This window comes from Acidovorax sp., assembly GCF_021287135.1.
Lineage (GTDB): Bacteria > Pseudomonadota > Gammaproteobacteria > Burkholderiales > Burkholderiaceae_C > Acidovorax.
This window is the reverse complement of the sequence record NZ_JAJTBB010000036.1, coordinates 23,976-45,686: the sequence shown is the minus strand read 5'-3', so window position 1 is coordinate 45,686 and position 21,711 is coordinate 23,976. Positions and strand designations below refer to the sequence as shown.

At 65.5% G+C, this 21,711-nt stretch carries 19 protein-coding genes; 15 read left to right on the top strand and 4 right to left on the bottom strand.

Annotated features, from left to right (window positions below; genetic code table 11):
* Positions 1-6 precede the first annotated feature (6 nt).
* The 10 genes from nuoG to LWW96_RS09220 are packed head-to-tail and all read left to right on the top strand — an operon-like array spanning position 7 to position 10,779.
* Positions 7-2,142, top strand: a complete 2,136-nt coding sequence (gene nuoG / locus LWW96_RS09265; RefSeq protein WP_291486222.1) for an NADH-quinone oxidoreductase subunit NuoG — start codon at positions 7-9, stop codon at positions 2,140-2,142.
* Positions 2,139-3,221 carry an NADH-quinone oxidoreductase subunit NuoH gene (gene nuoH / locus LWW96_RS09260; protein ID WP_291486220.1) on the top strand — a complete coding sequence of 361 codons (1,083 nt, stop codon included), beginning with the start codon at positions 2,139-2,141 and terminating at the stop codon, positions 3,219-3,221. Before nuoG ends, nuoH begins: the two co-directional genes overlap by 4 nt.
* A gap of 15 nt (positions 3,222-3,236) precedes the next feature.
* Positions 3,237-3,749, top strand: coding sequence for an NADH-quinone oxidoreductase subunit NuoI (gene nuoI, locus LWW96_RS09255; protein ID WP_291486218.1), 513 nt, complete (start codon positions 3,237-3,239; stop codon positions 3,747-3,749).
* Between the two features lie 49 nt (positions 3,750-3,798).
* Positions 3,799-4,467, top strand: a complete 669-nt coding sequence (locus LWW96_RS09250) for an NADH-quinone oxidoreductase subunit J (RefSeq protein WP_291486215.1) — start codon at positions 3,799-3,801, stop codon at positions 4,465-4,467.
* Positions 4,464-4,772 (top strand): NADH-quinone oxidoreductase subunit NuoK, encoded by a 309-nt coding sequence (gene nuoK / locus LWW96_RS09245; protein ID WP_005793248.1) that lies wholly within the window; start codon positions 4,464-4,466, stop codon positions 4,770-4,772. The genes LWW96_RS09250 and nuoK overlap by 4 nt, the downstream gene beginning before the upstream one ends.
* Positions 4,773-4,803: 31 nt before the next feature.
* Positions 4,804-6,855: an NADH-quinone oxidoreductase subunit L gene (gene nuoL / locus LWW96_RS09240; protein WP_291486212.1), complete on the top strand. Its 2,052-nt coding sequence runs from the start codon at positions 4,804-4,806 to the stop codon at positions 6,853-6,855.
* A gap of 12 nt (positions 6,856-6,867) precedes the next feature.
* Positions 6,868-8,343, top strand: a complete 1,476-nt coding sequence (locus LWW96_RS09235; RefSeq protein WP_291486210.1) for an NADH-quinone oxidoreductase subunit M — start codon at positions 6,868-6,870, stop codon at positions 8,341-8,343.
* Positions 8,344-8,375: 32 nt separating this feature from the next.
* Positions 8,376-9,869, top strand: coding sequence for an NADH-quinone oxidoreductase subunit NuoN (gene nuoN, locus LWW96_RS09230; RefSeq protein WP_291486208.1), 1,494 nt, complete (start codon positions 8,376-8,378; stop codon positions 9,867-9,869).
* A 53-nt stretch (positions 9,870-9,922) separates the two neighbouring features.
* A complete protein-coding gene (locus tag LWW96_RS09225) occupies positions 9,923-10,228 on the top strand; it encodes a DUF2818 family protein (protein WP_291486206.1) in 306 nt (101 codons plus the stop codon).
* A gap of 26 nt (positions 10,229-10,254) precedes the next feature.
* Positions 10,255-10,779 carry a DUF1178 family protein gene (locus LWW96_RS09220; protein ID WP_291486204.1) on the top strand — a complete coding sequence of 175 codons (525 nt, stop codon included), beginning with the start codon at positions 10,255-10,257 and terminating at the stop codon, positions 10,777-10,779.
* 178 nt (positions 10,780-10,957) lie between these two features.
* Here the strand turns inward: LWW96_RS09220 and LWW96_RS09215 are convergent, their stop codons facing one another.
* A complete protein-coding gene (locus tag LWW96_RS09215; RefSeq protein ID WP_291486202.1) occupies positions 10,958-12,763 on the bottom strand; it encodes an ABC transporter transmembrane domain-containing protein in 1,806 nt (601 codons plus the stop codon).
* 391 nt (positions 12,764-13,154) lie between these two features.
* Between LWW96_RS09215 and LWW96_RS09210 the strand changes: the two genes are divergently transcribed.
* The 5 genes from LWW96_RS09210 to LWW96_RS09190 all read left to right on the top strand — a co-directional run bounded on the left by LWW96_RS09210 (position 13,155) and on the right by LWW96_RS09190 (position 18,061).
* Positions 13,155-13,928: an ABC transporter ATP-binding protein gene (locus LWW96_RS09210; protein WP_291486201.1), complete on the top strand. Its 774-nt coding sequence runs from the start codon at positions 13,155-13,157 to the stop codon at positions 13,926-13,928.
* Between the two features lie 145 nt (positions 13,929-14,073).
* Entirely contained in the window at positions 14,074-14,790 is a 717-nt protein-coding gene (locus LWW96_RS09205; protein WP_291486199.1) for an ABC transporter ATP-binding protein, read from the top strand.
* 58 nt (positions 14,791-14,848) lie between these two features.
* Positions 14,849-16,045, top strand: coding sequence for an ABC transporter substrate-binding protein (locus LWW96_RS09200; protein WP_291486198.1), 1,197 nt, complete (start codon positions 14,849-14,851; stop codon positions 16,043-16,045).
* A gap of 113 nt (positions 16,046-16,158) precedes the next feature.
* Positions 16,159-17,043 (top strand): branched-chain amino acid ABC transporter permease, encoded by an 885-nt coding sequence (locus LWW96_RS09195; protein ID WP_291486196.1) that lies wholly within the window; start codon positions 16,159-16,161, stop codon positions 17,041-17,043.
* Positions 17,044-17,059: 16 nt separating this feature from the next.
* Entirely contained in the window at positions 17,060-18,061 is a 1,002-nt protein-coding gene (locus tag LWW96_RS09190) for a branched-chain amino acid ABC transporter permease (RefSeq protein WP_291486194.1), read from the top strand.
* A gap of 29 nt (positions 18,062-18,090) precedes the next feature.
* Here LWW96_RS09190 and LWW96_RS09185 read toward each other — a convergent pair whose 3' ends face one another.
* The 3 genes from LWW96_RS09185 to LWW96_RS09175 all read right to left on the bottom strand — a co-directional run bounded on the left by LWW96_RS09185 (position 18,091) and on the right by LWW96_RS09175 (position 21,675).
* Entirely contained in the window at positions 18,091-19,266 is a 1,176-nt protein-coding gene (locus LWW96_RS09185; protein WP_291486192.1) for a carotenoid 1,2-hydratase, read from the bottom strand.
* Positions 19,267-19,450: 184 nt separating this feature from the next.
* Positions 19,451-20,545, bottom strand: a complete 1,095-nt coding sequence (locus tag LWW96_RS09180) for a PLP-dependent cysteine synthase family protein (protein WP_291486190.1) — start codon at positions 20,543-20,545, stop codon at positions 19,451-19,453.
* Between the two features lie 53 nt (positions 20,546-20,598).
* Positions 20,599-21,675: a glycosyltransferase gene (locus tag LWW96_RS09175; protein ID WP_291486188.1), complete on the bottom strand. Its 1,077-nt coding sequence runs from the start codon at positions 21,673-21,675 to the stop codon at positions 20,599-20,601.
* Between the last annotated feature and the right edge of the window lie 36 nt (positions 21,676-21,711).

The following is a 21,711-nucleotide window of genomic DNA, read 5'->3' as shown; positions in this document are numbered from 1 at the left end:
AGACATATGGTTGAAATTGAACTGGACGGCCAGAAAGTGGAAGTCGCCGAGGGCTGCATGGTGATGCATGCGGCCGAGAAGGCGGGCACCTATATTCCGCATTTCTGCTACCACAAGAAGCTTTCGATCGCGGCGAACTGCCGCATGTGCCTGGTGGACGTGGAGAAGGCCCCCAAGCCCATGCCCGCCTGCGCCACGCCCGTGACGCAGGGCATGATCGTGCGGACCAAGAGCGACAAGGCCATCAAGGCCCAGCAGTCGGTCATGGAGTTCCTGCTGATCAACCACCCGCTGGATTGCCCCATCTGCGACCAGGGTGGTGAGTGCCAGCTGCAGGATCTTGCCGTGGGCTACGGCGGCTCGTCGTCGCGCTACGAGGAGGAAAAGCGTGTCGTGGTCCACAAGGATGTGGGGCCGCTGATCTCCATGGAAGAGATGAGCCGCTGCATCCATTGCACCCGCTGCGTTCGCTTCGGCCAGGAGGTCGCCGGCGTGATGGAGCTGGGCATGGTCAACCGCGGCGAGCATTCCGAAATCACCACGGTGATGGGCGATACGGTGGACTCCGAGCTCTCGGGCAACATGATCGACATCTGCCCGGTCGGTGCCTTGACCAGCAAGCCGTTCCGCTACAGCGCCCGTACCTGGGAACTGTCGCGCCGCCGCTCGGTGAGTCCGCATGACTCCACGGGTGCCAACCTGATCGTGCAGGTCAAGAACCACAAGGTCATGCGCGTGGTCCCGCTGGAAAACGAGGCCGTCAATGAGTGCTGGATCGCCGACCGCGACCGTTTCTCCTACGAGGCCCTGAACAGCGACGAGCGCCTCACTCGCCCCATGCTCAAGCAGGGTGGCGTGTGGCAGGAGACGGACTGGCAGACGGCCCTGGAATACGTGGCCAACGGCCTCAAGAACATCAAGAACGAACACGGCGCCGGCAGCATCGGTGCGCTGGTGAGCCCGCACAGCACGGTCGAGGAGCTGTACCTGGCTTCCGCCCTGGTGCGCGGCCTGGGTAGCGACAACATCGACTACCGCCTGCGCAACGCAGAATTTGCAGCGCCCGAAGGCGTTCGCTGGCTTGGCACCTCGATTGCCTCGCTGTCCACGTTGCAGCGCGTGCTGGTGGTCGGCTCCAACCTGCGCAAGGACCATCCGCTGTTCGCGCAGCGCATCCGGCAAGCGGCCCGCCACGGCTGCCAGGTCAGCGCCATTGATGCGGTGGCGCACGACTGGGCGCTTCCTGTGGCCCAGTGGGTGGTGCAGGGCGCCAGCCAATGGGTGCCGGTGCTCGGCGGCATTGCGTCCGCGGTGGCCCAGGAGAAGGGCATCGCCGCGCCAGCGGGTGCTGCGGCTGCCGACGAAGCGGCTGTGGCCATCGCCCGGTCTCTGCTGGGCGGCGAACGCAAGGCGGTGCTGCTCGGCAATGCCGCTGCGCATCACGCGCAAGCCACGCAGCTGCTGGCCCTGGCCCAATGGATTGGCGAGCACACGGGTGCGACGGTCGGCTATCTGACCGAAGCGGCCAACACCGTGGGCGCGCAATTTGTGGGCGCACACCCGGTCAACGGTGGATTGAATGCTGCTCAGATGCTCTCCGGTGGGGTGAAGGCCGCAGTGCTGCTCAACACGGAGCCCGTTCATGATTCCGCAGTGGGCGCGCAAGCTGCCGCGGCCCTGTCTGGTGCAGACATGGTGGTGACGCTGAGCCCCTTCAAGGCCAACCTGGAGTTCAGTGACGTCTTGTTGCCGATCGCTCCGTTCACTGAAACGTCCGGCAGCTTCATCAACGCCGAAGGGCGTCTGCAAAGCTTCCACGCGGTGGTGAAGCCGCTGGGCGACACCCGTCCCGCCTGGAAGGTGCTGCGCGTGCTGGCCAATCTGCTGGGGGTTCCCGGTTTCGATTTCGAAACCTCGCAGGATGTGCTGGTGCGGGCAACCAATGCGCCCGCCGGCTCTGTGGCCCAGCTGGGCGCCGACCAGCTCTCCAACAAGGTGTCGCAACGGCCTGCAGCCGCGCCCGCTGCCGCCGCAGCGGAGCCGGTTGTGGCCTCCATCTACCAACTGGACGGCCTCGTGCGCCGTTCGCCGTCGCTGCAACTGACTGCCGACGCACGCCTGGCACGTGAGGTGGCCGCATGATCGACGCACTCTACAACGGCGGGTTGAACCTGCTGCCTTTCGGCTGGTGGGCCACCGTGGCCTGGCCAGTGCTCTGGATTTTGATCAAGATCGTGTGCATCCTGGCGCCGCTGATGGGCGCCGTGGCCTACCTGACGCTCTGGGAGCGCAAGCTGCTGGGCTTCATGCAAGTGCGCTACGGTCCGAACCGCGTAGGCCCCATGGGCCTGCTGCAGCCCATTGCCGACGCCTTGAAGCTGCTGACCAAAGAAATCATCCAGCCCGCGGCCGCGAGCAAGGGCCTGTTCGTGCTCGGCCCCGTGATGGCGATCATGCCTGCGCTGGCTGCGTGGGTGGCGATCCCGTTCGGTCCGGACGTGGCGTTGGCCAATGTGAACGCCGGCCTGCTGCTGATCATGGCCATTACCTCCATTGAGGTGTACGGTGTGATCATCGCCGGCTGGGCTTCCAACTCCAAGTACGCCTTCTTGGGGGCGCTGCGCGCCTCGGCCCAGATGGTGAGCTATGAAATCGCGATGGGCTTCTGCTTCCTCGTGGTGATCATGGTGTCCGGCAGCATGAACCTCACTGAAATCGTGATGGGCCAGGGCCGTGGCATGGCGGCCGACAAGGGCCTGGTGTTCCTGTCGTGGAACTGGCTGCCGCTGCTGCCGATCTTCCTCGTCTACCTGATCTCGGGCGTGGCTGAAACCAACCGCCACCCGTTCGACGTGGTGGAAGGCGAAGCGGAAATCGTGGCCGGCCACATGGTCGAGTATTCGGGCATGGGCTTCGCGATCTTCTTCCTGGCCGAGTACGCCAGCATGTGGCTCGTGTCCATCCTGGCGGCGCTGATGTTCCTGGGTGGCTGGCTGCCTCCCGTGGACAGTGCGCTCTTCAACTGGATTCCCGGGTGGATCTGGCTGGGCATCAAGACCTTCCTGGTGGTGTCCATGTTCATCTGGATCCGCGCCACCTTTCCGCGCTTCCGCTATGACCAGATCATGCGGCTGGGTTGGAAGATCTTCATTCCGGTCACCCTGGTGTGGCTGCTCATCGTGGGTGGGTGGTTGCTCTCGCCCTGGAACATCTGGAAATAAGCGGGGACAACACGTATGACTGCTACTGTTGCTGCTGCACCTTTTTCCCTGAAGGACTTTCTCAAGAGCTTCATGCTCGTGGAACTGGCCAAGGGCATGGCCTTGACGGGCCGCTACGCATTCCGCCGCAAGGTCACGGTGCAATTCCCGGAAGAGAAGACACCGCTGTCGCCCCGTTTCCGCGGCCTGCACGCCCTGCGCCGGTACGACAACGGTGAAGAGCGCTGCATTGCCTGCAAGCTGTGCGAAGCCGTGTGTCCCGCGATGGCGATCACCATCGAGTCCGACGTGCGGGCCGATGGATCGCGCCGTACCACGCGCTACGACATCGACCTGACCAAGTGCATCTTCTGCGGATTCTGCGAGGAGAGCTGCCCCGTCGATTCGATTGTGGAAACGCACATCTTCGAATACCACGGAGAAAAGCGCGGCGATCTGTATTTCACGAAGGACATGCTCCTGGCCGTGGGGGACCGGTACGAAGGCGAGATCGCTGCGGCAAAGGCCGCCGACGCCAAGTACCGCTGAGCGGTGATGGGTTCAGCCTCGTTGCCCGACTTTCTATAAAGACCGACCCATGGACGCCAAGACCGGTTTCTTCTACCTCTTCTCGGTTGTGCTGCTGTTTGCAGCCTTCCGGGTGATCACCGCCCGCAACCCCGTGCATGCGGTGCTGTACCTCATCCTCGCGTTCTCGCAGGCGGCCGCTGTGTGGCTGCTGCTCAAGGCCGAGTTCCTGGCCATTGCGCTGGTGCTGGTGTACCTGGGCGCAGTGATGGTGCTGTTCCTGTTTGTGGTGATGATGCTGGACATCCACATCGACACCGTGCGCAAGGGTTTCTGGAAGCACTTTCCCCTGGCGGCGACGGTGGGCGCCCTGATCGCCCTCGAAATGGCCGCCGTGCTGATGGGGGGCTTTCGCAGCATGGATGAACCCAAGGCCATCGCGGCCGTGGTGGACGCTGCGGGCCAGGTGGTGCCTTATTCCAACACCAAGGCGCTGGGCAAGCTGCTCTACACCGAATACCTCTTTCCGGTGGAAATCGCAGCCGTGATCCTGCTGGTGGCGATGGTGGCGGCCATTGCCCTGACCCTGCGCCATCGCAAGGACAGCAAGGCCATCAATCCGTCCGAACAAATCCGCGTGCGCGCCGCAGACCGCCTGGAGGTCGTGAAGCTGGCGGCGACCCAGAAGCCTGCTGCTGAAGTGGCCGCCGCGCCTGCTGCCGAGGAGAAAAAAGCATGACGCTGACGTTGGGACACTTCCTCTCTCTGGGCGCGATGCTGTTCGCGCTGGCGGTGATCGGCATTTTCCTGAACCGCAAGAACCTGATCGTGCTGCTGATGGCGATCGAGCTGATGCTGCTGGCGGTCAACATGAACTTCGTGGCGTTCTCCCATTACCTGGGTGACATGCACGGGCAGGTCTTCGTGTTTTTCATCCTGACGGTGGCGGCGGCCGAGTCCGCCATTGGCCTGGCCATCCTGGTGCTGTTGTTCCGCAACAAGTCCAGCATCAACGCGGAAGACCTCAACACCCTCAAGGGTTGATGGGCTGCCAGTATTCCCAAGGTTCTCAAGAATGAGTCAAACCCTCTCTGCTTCAACGCTCCTGGCCGTGCCATTGGCCCCGCTGGCGGGCGCCTTGCTGGCCGGTATCTTCGGCACGACCTTTGGTGGTAACTGGATTGGCCGCCGCCTGAGCCACACCCTGACGATCCTGGGGGTGCTGGTGGCGTTCGTGCTGTCCGCGATGACCCTCAAGAGCGTGGCGCTGGACGGCGCACGCTTCAATGAAACCCTCTACACCTGGATGGTGGTGGGCGGATTGAAGATGGAAGTGGGCTTCCTGGTGGACAGCCTGACGGCCATGATGATGGTGGTGGTGACCTTCGTGTCGCTGATGGTGCACATCTACACCATCGGCTACATGGAAGAGGATGACGGCTACAACCGTTTCTTCGCGTACATCTCGCTGTTCACGTTCTCCATGCTCATGCTGGTCATGAGCAACAACCTGCTGCAGCTGTTCTTCGGCTGGGAAGCGGTGGGCCTGGTGTCGTACCTGCTGATCGGCTTCTGGTTCAACAAGCCGTCGGCCATCTTTGCCAACATGAAGGCCTTCCTGGTCAACCGCGTGGGCGACTTTGGCTTCATCCTGGGCATCGGCCTGATTGCGGCCTATGCAGGAACGCTGAACTACAGCGAGATCTTTGCCAAGGCGGGCGAACTCGGCGGGTTGCCCTTCCCTGGCACCCAGTGGATGCTGATCACCGTCATCTGCATCTGCCTGTTCATCGGCGCGATGGGCAAGTCGGCCCAGTTCCCGCTGCACGTGTGGCTGCCGGATTCCATGGAAGGCCCCACGCCCATTTCGGCGCTGATCCACGCGGCCACCATGGTGACCGCCGGCATCTTCATGGTGTCGCGCATGTCGCCGCTGTTCGAGCTGTCGGAAACCGCGCTCAACTTCATCATGGTGATTGGTGCCATCACGGCCCTGTTCATGGGCTTCCTGGGCATCATCCAGAATGACATCAAGCGCGTGGTGGCGTATTCCACGCTGTCCCAGCTGGGCTACATGACGGTAGCGCTCGGTGCGTCGGCCTACTCGGTGGCGGTGTTCCACCTGATGACCCACGCGTTCTTCAAGGCTCTGCTGTTCCTGGGTGCTGGTTCCGTCATCATGGGCATGCACCACAACCAGGACATCCGCTGGATGGGCGGCGTGCGCAAATACATGCCGATCACTTGGCTCACTTCGCTGCTGGGCTCGCTGGCGCTCATCGGTACCCCGCTGTTCTCGGGCTTCTACTCCAAGGACAGCATCATCGAGGCCGTGCATTTCAGCCATCTGCCGGCTGCCGGTTTTGCGCACTTCGCCGTCCTGGCCGGCGTGTTCATCACCGCGTTCTATTCGTTCCGCATGTATTTCCTGGTCTTCCACGGCAAGGAGCGTTACGACCAGAATCCGGACGCGCACCACGATGACCACCACGGCCATGACGACCACCACGGCCACGCTGCCAAGCCGCACGAGTCTCCCTGGGTGGTGACGGTGCCGCTGGTGCTGTTGGCGATCCCCTCGGTGGTGGTGGGCTTCATGTTCATCGAGCCCATGCTGTTCGGCGACTTCTTCAAGGACGTGATCTTTATCGATGCCGCCAAGCACCCGGCGATGGCCAAGCTGGCCGAGGAGTTCCACAGCCCCGTGGCCATGGCCCTGCACGGCTTGCAGACCGCGCCGTTCTGGCTGGCACTGGCCGGGGTGGTCCTGGCGTACTACATGTACATGGTCAAACCGGCGGTGCCTGCGGCGCTCAAGCGGTTCTTTGAATCGGTCGGCATCTACCAGTTGCTGGAAAACAAGTACGGCATGGACTGGATCAATGAAAACATCCTGGCCCGCGGTGCGCGCGCTCTGGGCGTGGGCTTGTGGAAGGGTGGCGACCAGGCCGTCATCGATGGGGCCCTGGTGAATGGTTCCTGGCGCATCGTGGGGGCGGTCTCCGGCGTCGTGCGCTGGCTGCAGTCGGGCTTTGTCTTCCACTACGCGCTGGTGATGATCCTGGGGGTCTTCGCACTGATGACCTGGTTTGTCTGGGGCGACGCTGTGTTGCGGCTCATCAAATAAGGAAAACAACAAATGGGTCTGTTGAGTCTTGCAATCTGGACGCCGATCGCCTTCGGTGTGCTGCTGCTGGCCCTTGGGCGGGATGAGCATGCACGGGCGGTGCGGTGGATCGCGCTGCTGGGGGCCTTGATCGGCTTCCTGGTCACCTTGCCCCTGTATGGCGGGTTCGAACTGGGCACGGCTGCAATGCAGTTCGTCGAGAAGGCGGCGTGGATCGAACGCTTCAACATCCATTACCACCTGGGTGTGGATGGCATTTCGTTCTGGTTCGTGCCCCTGACGGCGTTCATCACAGTGATCGTGGTGGTGGCTTCGTGGGAGTCGATCACCGAGCGCGTCAACCAGTACATGGGTGCGTTCCTGATCCTGTCGGGCCTCATGATCGGCGTGTTCGCAGCACTGGACGGCATGCTGTTCTACGTGTTCTTCGAGGCCACGCTGATCCCGATGTACCTCATCATCGGTATCTGGGGCGGCCCCAACAAGATCTACGCAGCGTTCAAGTTCTTCCTGTACACGCTGCTCGGTTCGCTGCTGATGCTGATCGCGCTGATCTACCTGTACAACCAGTCGGGTGGCAGCTTTGAAATCGCCACCTGGCACCAGCTGCCGCTGAGCGGCCGTGCGCAGACGCTGCTGTTCTTTGCCTTCTTTGCCGCCTTTGCCGTGAAGGTGCCGATGTGGCCGGTGCACACCTGGCTGCCCGACGTGCACGTGGAAGCGCCCACCGGCGGTTCTGCCGTGCTGGCCGCCATCATGCTGAAGCTGGGGGCCTATGGTTTCCTGCGCTTCTCGCTGCCCATCGCACCGGACGCTTCCCGCGAGTGGGCCTGGCTGATGATCGGCCTGTCGCTGATCGCCGTGATCTACGTGGGCCTGGTGGCCATGGTCCAGAAAGACATGAAGAAGCTGGTGGCGTATTCGTCCGTGGCGCACATGGGCTTCGTCACGCTGGGCTTCTTCATCTTCAACGACCTGGGCGTGTCTGGCGGCTTGGTGCAGATGATTGCCCACGGTTTCGTGTCCGGCGCCATGTTCCTGTCCATCGGCGTGCTGTACGACCGGGTGCACTCGCGTGAAATCGCGGCCTACGGCGGCGTGGTCAACACCATGCCCAACTTCACGGCCTTTGCGCTGCTGTTCGCGATGGCCAACTGCGGCCTGCCGGGCACGGCAGGTTTCGTGGGCGAGTGGATGGTGATCCTGGGGGCGGTCAAGGCCAACTTCTGGATCGGCGTGGCTGCAGCCACGGCGCTGATCTTTGGTGCCGCCTACACCCTGTGGATGTTCAAGCGCGTGTACCTGGGGCCGGTGGCCAATGACAACGTGAAGGGCCTGAGCGATATCGTGACCCGTGAATTCCTGGTGCTGGCCGTGCTGGGCGTTGCCGTGCTGGCCATGGGCCTGTTCCCACGCCCCTTCACGGATGTGATGGATGTCTCCGTGGCGGAGCTGCTCAAGCATGTCGCGCTGTCCAAGCTGAATTGAGCGAACCCAGACTGAACTGAGAGATTCCAAAGATGATTGACAACATCAGCTGGCTCGCGATTTACCCTGAAATCGTGCTGTTGACGATGGCCTGCGTGATCGCGCTGGTCGATCTGGGGGTGCACAGCGCCCGGCGCACCGGTACCTACGTGCTGACCATGCTCACCCTGGCCGTGGTTGCGGCCTTGCAGGGCCTCTATGCCACGGGCGGCAACACGTTCTACGGCTTCGGCAACATGGTGGTGAGCGATGCCATGGGCAACTGGCTCAAGTGCTTTGCCACGGTGGCCATGATGATCACGCTGGTCTATGCCCGCCCCTACGCGGCCGACCGCGGAATGCTGCGCGGCGGTGAAATGTTCACGCTGTCGATGTTTGCGCTGCTGGGCATGTTCATCATGATCTCGGGCAACAACTTCCTCGTGATCTACCTGGGCCTGGAGCTGCTGACCCTGTCGAGCTATGCCCTGGTGGCCCTGCGCCGCGACAACGCCACCGCCACCGAGGCGGCCATGAAGTACTTCGTGCTGGGCGCCATGGCCAGCGGTTTCCTGCTGTATGGCCTGTCCATGGTCTACGGCGCCACCGGCTCGCTCGATATCGGCCAAGTGTTCAAGGCGGTCAACTCCGGCCAGATCCGCCACCAGGTGCTGGTGTTCGGCCTGGTGTTCGTCGTGGCCGGCCTGGCATTCAAGCTGGGTGTGGTGCCTTTCCACATGTGGATCCCGGACGTCTACCAGGGCGCGCCCACGGCGGTGACCCTGATGATCGGCGGCGCTCCCAAACTGGCGGCGTTTGCGATCACCATCCGCCTGCTGGTGGACGGCTTGCTGCCGCTGGCGATCGACTGGCAGCAGATGCTGGCCGTGCTGGCCATCGGCTCGCTCCTGGTGGGCAATCTGGCGGCCATCCCGCAGACCAACCTCAAGCGCATGCTGGCGTACTCCACCATCTCGCAGATGGGGTTTGTGCTGCTGGGCCTGATGTCGGGGGTGGTGAACGGCAACGTGGATGCCACCGCCGTGGAAAACGCCTACAGCGCGTCCATGTTCTACGTGATCACCTATGTGCTCACCACCCTGGCTGCGTTCGGCGTGATGCTGCTGCTGGCCCGCGAAGGCTTTGAAAGCGAAGAGATTTCCGACTTTGCCGGCCTGAACCAGCGCAGCCCGCTGTACGCCGGCATCATGTCGGTGTGCCTCTTCTCGATGGCCGGCATTCCGCCGATGGTCGGCTTCTATGCCAAGCTGGCCGTGCTGCAGGCTCTCATCGCGTCCGGCCAGACCCTGTACATGGCAATGGCGGTGTTCGCGGTCATCATGTCCCTGATCGGCGCGTTCTACTACCTGCGCGTGGTCAAGGTGATGTACTTCGACGCTCCGCTGACGGCCTCCAACGTGGCGGCCCCTGCCGATGTGCGCGTGGTGCTCACCCTCAACGGTGCGCTGCTGCTGGTGCTGGGCCTGCTGCCGGGTGGGCTGATGGCGCTGTGCGCGGATGCCGTCGTGCGCGCGCTGGCGACCTGAGCCCCGCAGCCGGACCCGTCCGTTCCTCGCCCGCTCCTCTCGCACTCGCTGCCGTGTCTCTTACCGCGTCCGTCTGGCTGGTCATCGTGGCGGCCCTGGTGGCGGCCAACCTGCCGTTCGTCAACCACCGCTGGCTGGTGGTGGGGCCGGTGGCGGCCCCGCGCAAGCCGCTGGCCGGGCGGCTGGGGGAACTGGTGCTGTTCTACTTTCTGGTGGGCGGCCTGGCCCTGCTGCTGGAACGGCGGGCAGGGCAGGCGGCCTCTCAGGGCTGGGAGTTCTACGCCATCACGGGTGCGCTCTTCCTGACGCTGGCCTTCCCCGGCTTTGTGTACCGGTACCTGTTGCGGCGCCACGGCTGAGGGCGCGGCCAGGGCGAGGGCTTTTCATGAAGGTGCTTGATCTCCAGTGCCGCGGCGGCCATGTCTTTGAAGGCTGGTTTGCGTCCGAGGACGATTTTCAGCACCAGAAGCAGCGCGGCCTGGTGCAGTGCCCCCTCTGCGCCGATGCGCACATTGAAAAGCGCCTGAGCGCCCCGCGGCTGAACCTGGGCGCACGGGAGCCTGCCGGGGCTTCTTCTTCTTCTTCTTCTTCTTCTTCTTCGTCTTCTGCTTCGGCCGTGTCCAGCGGTCCATCCACCGAAGGAAATGGCCATCCGATGGAGGTCGCGGGCGGCGCGCCTTCGCCGGCACTCCAGGCGGCGTGGCTGGCGCTGGCCCGCAAGATCATGGCCAGCACGGAGGACGTGGGCGAACGTTTCGCCCAGGAGGCCCGGCGCATGCACCATGGCGAACAGCCAGAGCGCCCGATCCGAGGGCAGGCAACGCCCCATGAAACCCTGGAGCTGCTGGAAGAGGGCATTGCCGTGCTGCCCCTGCCGCTGCCCGCCGCCGCCAAGGAACCCCTGCAGTAAGGCCAGCGCGGCCCCGCGGGTCGGCGGGACGGGAATCCCGGCCCCGAGATGCCAGCGAACTTTAGGTCTTTTTAGCCTCTAGCGCCCGTCAATCAATCGTAAGCAGCTATAAAAAAGATAGCAAAATAGGTGCGCCACACGCCTGCGCTTGCAGTGTGCCCGACGGGCGCCCGCCGGCCTACGCCGTGAACTGCAGTGCCGCCAGGCGGGCATAGACCCCGCCCCGGGCCAACAAGGCCGTGTGGCTGCCTTCTTCAACGACACGGCCGTGTTCCAGCACGACAATGCGGTCCGCGTTCTGCACCGTGGCCAGCCGGTGGGCAATGACCAGGGTGGTGCGGCGGCCGGTGTGCCGTTGCATGGCCGAGTCGAGGGCGGCCTGCACCATGCGTTCGCTTTCGGCGTCCAGGGCGCTGGTGGCTTCGTCCAGCAGCAGCAGCGGCGGGTCCTTCAGCATGGCCCGCGCAATGGCGATGCGCTGGCGCTGCCCGCCCGACAGGCGCACCCCCCGTTCGCCCAGGAAGGTGGAATAGCCCTCCGGAAGGGCCTGGAGGAAGTCGTGGGCAAAGGCCGCGCGCGCGGCCGCGACAACGTCCTCGTCGCTGGCCCCGGGGCGCCCATAGCGGATGTTGTCCAGCGCCGATGCCGAGAAGACCACTGCGTCCTGCGGGACCGTGCCCGTGTGGGCGCGCAACGCCTCCAGGGAAAGTTGGCGCACATCCACCCCGTTCAGGCGGATGGCGCCCCCGGCCGGGCAGGTGTCCACGTCATAGAAGCGCTGCAGCAGCTGGAACACGGTGGTCTTGCCGGCCCCGCTGGCGCCCACCAAGGCCACCGTTTCCCCTGGCGCCAGCCGCAGCGAGAAGTCCTGGAGCGCCGCAGCCTCGGGCCGCGACGGGTAGTGGAACGACACCCGGTCGAATTCCACCGCCAGCCCCCGGCCGGACAGCGGCAACTCCTGCGGTGCGGCGGGGTCGGCCACCGGCGAGGCGCTGGCCAGCAACTCCATCAGCCGTTCCGTGGCACCTGCGGCACGCAGCAGGTCGCCATAGACCTCGCCCAGCACCGCCACTGCCCCCGCCAGCAGGATCACATAGACCACGGTCTGTCCCAGGTGGCCCGCCGTCATCTGGCCCGCCAGCACGGCCTCGGTGCCGCGGTACAGCCCCCACAGCAGCAGCGCCGCGTTGGCCACGATGATGAAGGCCACCAGCAGCGCCCGGGCCCTGGAGCGCTTCACGGCCGTCTGGAACGCGTTGTCGGTGGCACGCCCGAAGCGGGCGGACTCGCGCGCCTCGGCCGTGTAGCTCTGCACCACGGGCACGGCATTGAGCACCTCGGCCGCGATGGCACTGGAATCGGCCACCCGGTCCTGGCTGTCGCGCGACAGGCGCCGCACGCGGCGCCCGATCCACAGCGTGGGCAGCACCACCAGCACGACCGCCAGCAGGACCACCGACATGACATAGGGGTTGGTCCACACCAGCATGGCCAGCGCCCCCACCCCCATCACGGCATTGCGCAGGCCCATCGACAGGGACGAGCCGACCACCGTCTGCACCAGCGTGGTATCCGTGGTCAGGCGCGAGAGCACCTCGCCCGTCTGCGTGGTCTCGAAGAACGCCGGGCTTTGCCGCAGCACGTGGGCATATACGGCGTTGCGCAAGTCGGCCGTGACGCGCTCGCCCAGCCAGCTCACCGTGTAGAAGCGGGCCGCGGAGAACACTCCCAGTGCTACCGCCACGGCAAACAGCGCGCCGAAATGGTTGCGCAGGGCCAGGGCTTGCGCACCTTTGTCTGCCTGGGACAGGCCCCCGTCCACCAGATTGCGCAGGGCCAGCGGGAAGGCCAGCGTGGCCAGGGCCGCCAGCACCAGGAAAACGCCCGCCAGTGCGATGCGGACGCGGTAGGGCCGCAGGAAGGGGAGCAGGCCGGTCAGCGACCGGGGTGCCCCGCGGGCGGAGGTGCGGGCAGTGGCGTTCATGCGCGCAGTGTAGGAGGAAGGCCTGCCGGGCCGCAGCCCACCGCGGGGCTGCGCTCAGCCCCCAAAGCGTGCTGGGCCGGGAGTAGGCGTTTATACATAGGCATTAGTCCCAGTACCTGCCGGTAGGTGGGCGGGCATACGATGCATTGCGTTCGCACCTGGTGTCCCGCGTTGGAAGTTCGTTGATGAGATAAAGAGGTCGAAATCGCCGTCAGGCAAGGCGCAAACCGCAGCGATAGCCAGTGGCTGTCGCGAGGGTTGGCAACGCGGCATGGCGGCGATTCTGGGCGTCTTTATGAAACGAATTTCCAACTCGGGACACCCGCTACGCACGCACCGGCGCCCTCCTGCAGGGCATCTTTCTCGGCACCCCACGGAGCAACCCAGGCGCATGAGCGATGTCATTCTCGAAACCCGCAGCCTGACCAAGGAGTTCAAGGGCTTCACGGCGGTCAGCGATGTGAACCTGGCGGTGCGCCGCGGCTCCATCCACGCGTTGATCGGGCCCAACGGCGCGGGCAAGACGACCTGCTTCAACCTGCTGACCAAGTTTCTCACGCCCACCTCCGGGGCCATACGGTTCAACGGCCACGACATCACGCGCGAACAGCCCGCCCAGATTGCGCGGCGCGGCGTGATACGGTCGTTCCAGATTTCCGCGGTGTTCCCGCACCTGACGCTGCTGGAGAACGTGCGGCTGGGCCTGCAGCGCAAGCTGGGCACCTCATTCCATTTCTGGCGCAGCGAGCGCAGCCTGCGGCAGCTGGACGACCGGGCCATGCAGCTGCTGACCGAAGTGGGCCTGGAAGATCTGGCCGATGAAGTCACCGTGAACCTGCCGTACGGCCGCAAGCGCGCGCTGGAGATCGCCACCACGCTGGCCATGGAGCCTGAACTCATGCTGCTGGACGAGCCCACCCAGGGCATGGGCCACGAGGACGTGGACCGGGTCACGCAGCTCATCAAGAAGGTGTCCGCCGGCCGCACCATCCTGATGGTGGAGCACAACATGAAAGTCGTCTCCACCATTGCGGATCGCATCACCGTGCTGCAGCGCGGCGCCGTGCTGGCCGAAGGTCCGTACGAAGAGGTCTCCAACAATCCGCAGGTCATGGAAGCGTACATGGGGACGACGGACGGGCAGCTGCAAGGAGCGCATGGATGACCGCCCCCCTGAGTCGCCTGCGGCGCCTTCCCCCCGAAGGGGACGACGCCAGCGGCCGGGCAAAGCCCGTTCCGCGGCGTCTGCTGGCCTGGACCGTGGCCGTTATGCGCTGCGGGGCTCCTGCGTAGCCATGGATATCGATGAGATGAGCACAAAGACCCCCGCACTCGAAATCAAGAACCTCGAAGCCTGGTACGGCGAATCGCATGTGCTGCATGGCGTGGACATCGTCGTGCAGCCCGGCGAGGTCGTCACGCTGCTGGGCCGCAACGGGGCAGGGCGCACCACCACGCTGCGCGCCGTGATGGGCCTGACCGGTGCGCGCAAGGGCTCGGTCAAGATTAACGGCGTGGAGACCATCCACATGCCCACGCATCGCATCGCCCACCTGGGTGTGGGCTACTGCCCGGAGGAGCGGGGCATCTTCTCCAGCCTGTCGTGCGAGGAAAACCTGTTGCTGCCACCGGCCCTCAAGACCGGAACGCACGGCATGTCGGTGCCGGAGATCTATGCCATGTTTCCCAACCTGGCGGAGCGAAAGCACAGCCAGGGCACGCGCCTGTCGGGCGGTGAGCAGCAGATGCTGGCCGTGGCCCGCATCCTGCGCACCGGGGCCAACCTGCTGCTGCTGGACGAGATCTCCGAAGGCCTGGCGCCCGTCATCGTGCAGGCCCTGGCCCGCATGATCACCATGCTGCGCGAGAAGGGCTACACCATCGTCATGGTGGAGCAGAACTTCCGCTTTGCCGCCCCCCTGGCCGACCGGTTCTACGTGATGGAGCACGGCCGCATCGTCGAAAAGTTCGGCGCCGCCGAGCTGGAGCAGAAGATGCCCGTCCTCAACGAATTGCTGGGTGTGTAGTACGCCCTGGCCGCGGTCCTTCCTCCCCTTTTTTCCCAACCACTACAGGAGACAACCCATGAAGCATCCCGTCAAAGTGCTCGCACTGATGCTCGGCGCCGCCGGTCTGGCCACTTCGGCCGTACAGGCGCAAGACAAGGTCAAGATCGGGTTCATCACCGACATGTCCAGTCTGTATGCGGATGTGGAGGGCAAGAACGGTGCGGTGGCCATCCAGATGGCGATTGACGACTTCGGCGGCAAGGCGCTGGGCCAGCCCATCGAACTGATCTCGGCCGACCACCAGAACAAGGCCGACATCGCCGCGTCCAAGGCCCGGGAGTGGATTGACACGCAAGGGGTCACGATGGTCTTCGGCGGCACCAACTCCGGCACCGCCCTGGCCACCGCCAAGGTGGCTGCCGAGAAAAAGCGCGTCTACATCAACAACGGCGCGGCCACCTCGGCGCTGACCAACGAGCAGTGCACGCCCTACACCGTGCACTATGCCTACGACACCGTTGCCCTGGCCAAGGGAACGGGCGCGGCGATCGTCGATGGCGGCGGGAAGAGCTGGTATTTCCTGACGGCCGACTATGCCTTCGGCCACGCGCTGGAAGCCGACACCAGCACGGTGGTCAAGGCCAAGGGCGGCAACGTGGTGGGCGCGGTGCGCCATCCGCTCAACGCGTCGGACTTCTCCTCGTTCCTGCTGCAGGCGCAAAACTCCAAGGCGCAGATCCTGGGGCTGGCGAACGCCGGGGGCGACACCATCAACTCGATCAAGGCCGCCAAGGAATTCGGCATCGGCAAGAGCATGAAGCTTGCGGGGCTGCTGATCTTCATCAGCGATGTGCACAGCCTGGGCCTGCGCAATACCGAGGGGCTGCAGTTCACCACCAGCTGGTACTGGGATCTGAACGATGAAACGCGCAAGTTCTCGGCGCGGTTCTTCGAGAAGACCAAGCGCATGCCCACGGAAATCCAGGCGGCCGACTATTCGGCCACCATGAACTACCTGAAAGCCGTGGAAGCCGCCAAGTCGGCGGACGCCGACAAGGTGATGGCCGCCTGGCGCGGCATGAAGATGAACGACTTCTTCGGCTCCGGCCAACTGCGCGCGGACGGCCGCTATGTCCACGACATGTATCTGATGGAAGTGAAGAAGCCTTCGGAGTCCACCAAGCCCTGGGACTACTACAAGCTCGTCAAGAAGCTGCCCGGCGACCAGGTGTTCACCACCAAGGCCGAGAGCAAGTGCCCGCTCTGGAAATGACGCGCAGCGCCGGGCTTCGGCCGCTGGTCCCCGCCCGCACCCGGGCGGGCCTGCGTTGCCAGAACCCGGTCTGACGACTCCCCCCTCTGTCTCTCCTTCGCTGCGGCTTGCCCATGGAAATCTTTGGTGTCTCCCTGCCGGGCCTGTTGAGCCAGCTCCTCCTGGGGCTGGTCAACGGGTCGTTCTACGCCATCCTCAGCCTGGGGCTGGCGGTGATCTTTGGCTTGCTCAACGTCATCAACTTCGCCCACGGGGCGCTGTTCATGACGGGCGCGCTCTTCACCTGGATGGCCATGAACTACTTTGGCATCAACTACTGGGTGATGCTGCTGCTGGCGCCCGTGCTCGTCGGGGTGTTGGGGGTGCTGATCGAGCGGCTGCTGCTGCGCTGGATCTACCAGCTTGACCATCTGTACGGCCTGCTGCTGACGCTTGGGCTCACGCTGCTGATCGAGGGCGTCTTCCGCTCCATCTACGGCGTCTCGGGCCTGGGCTATGACACGCCCGAGCTGCTGGAGGGCGCGACCAACCTGGGCTTCATGATCCTGCCCAACTACCGTGCCTGGGTGGTCGCGGCGTCGGTGGTGGTGTGCGTGGGCACGTGGTACGTGATCGAGAAGACCAGGCTGGGCGCCTACCTGCGCGCCGGCACCGAGAACCCGCGCCTGGTGGAGGCCTTCGGCATCAACGTGCCTGTCATGGTGACACTGACCTACGCCTTTGGCGCTGCGCTGGCCGCCTTTGCCGGCGTGCTGGCGGCACCGGTGTACCAGGTGACGCCGCTCATGGGCCAGAACCTCATCATCGTGGTGTTCGCGGTGGTGGTGATTGGCGGCATGGGCTCCATCATGGGGTCCATCCTCACCGGCCTCGGGCTCGGTGTCATCGAGGGGTTCACCAAGGTGTTCTACCCCGAAGCCTCGTCCACCGTGGTGTTCGTCATCATGGTGATCGTCCTTCTCATTCGCCCCGCCGGCCTGTTCGGCAAAGAGAAATAAGCCAGGGGCCGCCCGCATGAATACCAAGAACATCGCCGCCCTGGGCTACGGCCTGCTGCTGCTGGGCCTGGTGCTGGCCCCCTTTCTGGGGGCCTATCCCGTGTTTGTCATGAAGCTCATGTGCTTTGCGCTGTTCGCTTCGGCCTTCAACCTGCTGCTGGGCTACACGGGGCTGCTGTCCTTCGGCCATGCCGCCTTCCTCGGCGGGGCGGCCTACGTGACCGGCCACGCGGTGAAGGTGTGGGGCGTCACCCCGGAAGTGGGCCTGCTGCTGGGCACGGCGGGGGGCGCGCTGCTCGGGCTGCTGTTTGGCTGGCTGGCCATTCGCCGCCAGGGCATCTATTTCTCCATGATCACGCTGGCACTGGCGCAGATGTTGTTCTTCGCCTGCCTGCAAGCCCCGTTCACCGGCGGCGAGGATGGCCTGCAGGGCGTGCCCCGCGGCAAGCTGTTCGGCGTCATCGACCTGTCGAACGACCTGGTCATGTACTACGTGGCGCTGGCGGTGGTGGGCGCCGCCTTCCTGCTCATCGTGCGCACCATCCACTCGCCCTTCGGCCAGGTGCTCAAGGGCATCAAGGAAAACGAGCCGCGGGCCATCTCGCTGGGGTACGACACCCACCGTTTCAAGCTGCTGGCGTTCGTCATTTCGGCCGCCCTGGCCGGTCTGGCGGGCTCGCTCAAGACCCTGGTGCTGGGCTTTGCCACTTTGTCCGACGTGCACTGGACAGCGTCCGGCCAGGTCATCCTGATGACGCTGGTGGGCGGCCTGGGCACGCTGTCCGGCCCGTTGATCGGCTCGGCCGTCGTGGTGCTGCTGGAGAACAAGATCGGCGAGTTCGGCAACTTGCTCGCGGCGCTGACGCAGGTGGAATGGTTCAAGACGCTGGGCGAATCCGTCACCATGGTCACCGGGCTGATTTTCGTGGTGTGCGTGCTGGCGTTCCGCCGCGGCATCATGGGCGAGATCATTGCCTGGCTGGCACGGCGCCGGGGAGGGCGCCCGGCCGGCCACTGATCCGCTGCGCTGCCCGGCCCTCCTGCCGTTCAAAGGCGCAGGGGCTTGGCGTAACCGGTCATTTCCAGGTAACCCCGGCCTACTGGGCGGCCGCCGCCGTCCAGCAGGTCGGACAGGCCTTCCCAGTAGATGGCGCCGGTGGAGGCTTCGCTGTCCAGTTCCTGGTCGTCCAGCAGCGCCCGCACTTGGAAGTGTCCGGCGGGTGTCTGCACCGCCCACTGCACCGGGTACCGGGCGCCGCTGCGCGGGCTGGTCCACCAGCGCTCGGCTGTGAACGCCACCGCATCGGCCCCGAAGATCCGCGGTGCCTCCCCGGGGCGCCGCCATGATCCGCCGGCCCACAGGACGGACCCATCCGCGCGGCGCAGCCGGAAGGCTGTCAGCGCACTGCCGTCGTCCAGGTTCATGCCGATCCAGTCCCAGCCCCGGGCGTCCGGGTGCATCAGGGCCTCGCTCCATTCGTGGTCCAGCCAGGCGCGGCCCGTGCCGGGCGTGGCCTCCATGCGGCGCCCCTGCACCACCACACTGCCGGCCACGCGCAGCTGCGGCTGGCTGTAGTAGTAGCTGGCCTGCGCGGCCTCGGGCCCCTTGCGGGACAAGCCTTGCGCCCCTTGCAGCAGCAGGGGCTGGGTGGTTTCAAAGCTCAGGTCCAGGCTGAACTGCGCGCCGGTGATGCGCGCGGCGTAGCGGCTGCCTGGCGTCCGTGGTATCCCAGAGGCCCCGGGCGCTGCGGCGCCGGGGGCCTCCGCGCGTTCCAGCTGCCAGTCGTGCAGCCGAATGCGCGTGTCCTCTTCGCTGACTTGCGCCACGCCAAAGCCGGCCCGGGCGATGCGCTGGTCGTGCAGCAGCCGCCGGCCTTGCACATCCGTCACGGCCGCATGGGCAAACAGCAGCTGCTTGGCGGCGAACGCGGACCGCAGGCTCTGCGTGCTGTCCACACGCGAACGGAAAAAGGTGACTTGAAAACCCCAGGGCCGGCCGTCTGCCTGCAGGTGCCCCGTGATGTACCACCACTCGGTGCGCAGCTCCGGGTGGCTGCCATGGTCGCGGGGAAACACCAGCGGGCGCGCGGGCAGCGCGCGGGCAGGGCCCGCCCATCCGCCGGTGCCCGCCAGCCCTGCCAGCACCCAGCCCGCGGGCGCGTTGCCGAGCAGCCATTGCCGGCGTGTGAGGCCTGTGATGGGGGTGGGATGCGGCTGTTGCATCACGCGGTTTCCGTGGCTCCTTGGGATGTTCTGCACGAATCGAGCGGAAAGTGTGCGCTGCGGATCGGGATGGGCTGCAAGGCGCAAAACGCAGCAATAGCCGCAGCTATTGCGAGGCTTTGCAACGCAGCAGACCGCCCGAGACCGCAGATGCACACGGCGCGACGATTCGTGAAGAGGATCCCTAGGCCATCATCTGGTCGATCTTGTGCTGTGCCGCCGTGCAGTCGCCAAAGCACTGCGCCACCCACTCGGGGTTGAAGTAGGTGGGCAGGTAGCGTTCGCCCGCGTCGCACAGCAAGGACAGGATGGCGCCCCGCTCGCCGCGCTCGCGCATCTCGCACGCCAGCGCGAGCATGGCCACAAAATTGGTGCCCGTGGACGGGCCGACCCGCCGCCCCAGCAACTGCGACAGTGCCCGCATGGCCGCGACCGATTCGGTATCGGGCACCTCGACCATGCGGTCCACCAGCGTGCGGATGAAGCTGGGCTCCACGCGCGGCCGGCCGATGCCCTCGATGCGCGATCCCGGCGCCGACAACGTAGCGTCGCCCGTGCGGTGGTAGGCGCTGAACACCGATCCTGCCGGGTCGGCCACGCATACCTGCGTGGCATGCCGCTGGTAGCGCAGGTATCGGCCGATCGTGGCGCTGGTGCCGCCCGTGCCGGCACCCACCACGATCCAGCGTGGCACGGGGTGGCGCTCGCGCGCCATCTGCGTGAACATGCTTTCGGCGATGTTGTTGTTGCCGCGCCAGTCGGTCGCGCGCTCGGCATACGTGAACTGGTCCATGTAGTGCCCGCCCGTCTCCGCCGCGATGGCGCGGGCCGCGTCATACACCTGGCCTGCGCCGTCCACGAAGTGGCAGCGGCCGCCGTGGAACTCGATCAGCGCGATCTTCTCCTCGGACGTGCTGCGCGGCATCACGGCCACGAAGGGCAGGCCCAGCAGCCGCGCAAAGTAGGCCTCGCTCACGGCGGTGGAGCCGCTGGAGGCTTCCACCACCGTGGATCCCTCGCGCACCCAGCCATTGCACAGGGAATACAGGAACAGCGAGCGTGCCAGGCGGTGCTTGAGGCTGCCCGTGGGATGGGTGGATTCGTCCTTCAGGTACAGGTCGATGCCCTGCCCGGCAAACGCGGGCAGCCGCAGCGGAATCAGGTGGGTGTCGGCGCTGCGCTGGTAGTCGGCCTCGATGCGGGCGATGGCCTCGTGCAGCCAGGGGGACGAAGAAGGGGCGCCAACGGAAGCGCCGGGAGGGAAAGGTTGGTGGTGCATGGGCGGGATTGTCGCAGCCCCGCCCGGCAGGCCCCCGTGCCTTGGAACCGTCCCTACAGGCCGTAGAACGCGCGGTTGGCCTCGATGCGCTGCGCGTCGCCCGCCGGGTATCGGCGGTCCGCCAGCAGGCGCTGGAGCGCGGCGCGGCCCAGGTCGCGGTGCGGGGTGTAGAACGCGCTCACCGCCAGTTCATCCAGGGCGCGCCAGGCATACACCTGCGTGTCCACGAACAGGATGTCCGCCGTGGGCTGGGGGATCTGCGTGGCCTGCAGCGCGAACATTGTGGCCAGGGCGTATTCCGCCCGCTCGCGGTGGTAGCGCGCCAGCTCGCACAGGGGTTCGGCCCGCTGCGGCCGGGCAGCGTAGGCGGCCAGGTAAGCGTCCCGGACCGCGGGCGCAGGGGCCTGCTGGCGCTCCTGCAGCACGGCCGCCTGGAAGAGGGCGTACCAGCGCTCTTCCTCCCAGCCTCCCATGTCGACGCGCCGCTGGTACCAGGCCAGCGCCGCGTCGATGCGGCCCGCGTCGCGGCAGCTCTGGGCCAGGTAAAACACATTGCGGGTGTTGGCGGGGTCGTCGCGCACCGCCTGCTCGAGCAAGGCCATGTCGCGCAGGTAGGTCTCGGGGTCGCGCGCGCGGGCGCCGTCGTGCGATACGTCGATGACCGGGCCGCGCAAGGCCTCCCAGGGGCCGTGCTGCGCCGCGGTGAGGTACTCGTGCAGCACCCCTTCCCAACGCCACCGCACGCGCGCCGCCACCAGGGCGTTGCGCTGGTATTCCCAGCCATCCATGCGGCAGGTCAGCGTATAGCCATCGGCCGTGAGGCGGGGCCAGGCGAAGCCCTCGGGCGCCCGCAACTGCTCGTCCGCATCGATGAACAGCAGGTAGCCGCCGTAGGGGCGCGCCAGCTCCAGGGCCTCGTTGCGGTTGTGCGCGAAGTTCTTCCAGGGCCGCTCGTGCAACGTGCCGGGAACGCCTTGCATGAATTCACGGACGATGTCCTGCGTGCCATCGGTCGAGCCGGTGTCCACGATCACCCAATGGTCGATCCAGGGCTTGACCGAGGCGAGGCACCGGGCAATGACCGGCGCCTCGTTCTTCACGATCATGTTGAGCACAACGGCGTGCTGCATCGGTGTACTTGGGTGCGGTGTCCGGGGTGTGGGACG

Excerpts from the sequence above, each read along its gene's own strand:
- LWW96_RS09250 (WP_291486215.1), top strand. The coding sequence starts at position 3,799 with ATGGACGCCAAGACCGGTTTCTTCTACCTCTTCTCGGTTGTGCTGCTG.
- LWW96_RS09195 (WP_291486196.1), top strand. The coding sequence starts at position 16,159 with ATGGAAATCTTTGGTGTCTCCCTGCCGGGCCTGTTGAGCCAGCTCCTC.
- nuoK (WP_005793248.1), top strand. The coding sequence starts at position 4,464 with ATGACGCTGACGTTGGGACACTTCCTCTCTCTGGGCGCGATGCTGTTC.
- nuoN (WP_291486208.1), top strand. The coding sequence starts at position 8,376 with ATGATTGACAACATCAGCTGGCTCGCGATTTACCCTGAAATCGTGCTG.
- LWW96_RS09190 (WP_291486194.1), top strand. The coding sequence starts at position 17,060 with ATGAATACCAAGAACATCGCCGCCCTGGGCTACGGCCTGCTGCTGCTG.
- LWW96_RS09220 (WP_291486204.1), top strand. The coding sequence starts at position 10,255 with ATGAAGGTGCTTGATCTCCAGTGCCGCGGCGGCCATGTCTTTGAAGGC.
- LWW96_RS09215 (WP_291486202.1), bottom strand. The coding sequence starts at position 12,763 with ATGAACGCCACTGCCCGCACCTCCGCCCGCGGGGCACCCCGGTCGCTG.
- LWW96_RS09185 (WP_291486192.1), bottom strand. The coding sequence starts at position 19,266 with ATGCAACAGCCGCATCCCACCCCCATCACAGGCCTCACACGCCGGCAA.
- LWW96_RS09180 (WP_291486190.1), bottom strand. The coding sequence starts at position 20,545 with ATGCACCACCAACCTTTCCCTCCCGGCGCTTCCGTTGGCGCCCCTTCT.
- LWW96_RS09235 (WP_291486210.1), top strand. The coding sequence starts at position 6,868 with ATGGGTCTGTTGAGTCTTGCAATCTGGACGCCGATCGCCTTCGGTGTG.
- nuoI (WP_291486218.1), top strand. The coding sequence starts at position 3,237 with ATGACTGCTACTGTTGCTGCTGCACCTTTTTCCCTGAAGGACTTTCTC.
- LWW96_RS09200 (WP_291486198.1), top strand. The coding sequence starts at position 14,849 with ATGAAGCATCCCGTCAAAGTGCTCGCACTGATGCTCGGCGCCGCCGGT.
- nuoH (WP_291486220.1), top strand. The coding sequence starts at position 2,139 with ATGATCGACGCACTCTACAACGGCGGGTTGAACCTGCTGCCTTTCGGC.
- LWW96_RS09210 (WP_291486201.1), top strand. The coding sequence starts at position 13,155 with ATGAGCGATGTCATTCTCGAAACCCGCAGCCTGACCAAGGAGTTCAAG.
- nuoL (WP_291486212.1), top strand. The coding sequence starts at position 4,804 with ATGAGTCAAACCCTCTCTGCTTCAACGCTCCTGGCCGTGCCATTGGCC.
- nuoG (WP_291486222.1), top strand. The coding sequence starts at position 7 with ATGGTTGAAATTGAACTGGACGGCCAGAAAGTGGAAGTCGCCGAGGGC.
- LWW96_RS09175 (WP_291486188.1), bottom strand. The coding sequence starts at position 21,675 with ATGCAGCACGCCGTTGTGCTCAACATGATCGTGAAGAACGAGGCGCCG.
- LWW96_RS09205 (WP_291486199.1), top strand. The coding sequence starts at position 14,074 with ATGAGCACAAAGACCCCCGCACTCGAAATCAAGAACCTCGAAGCCTGG.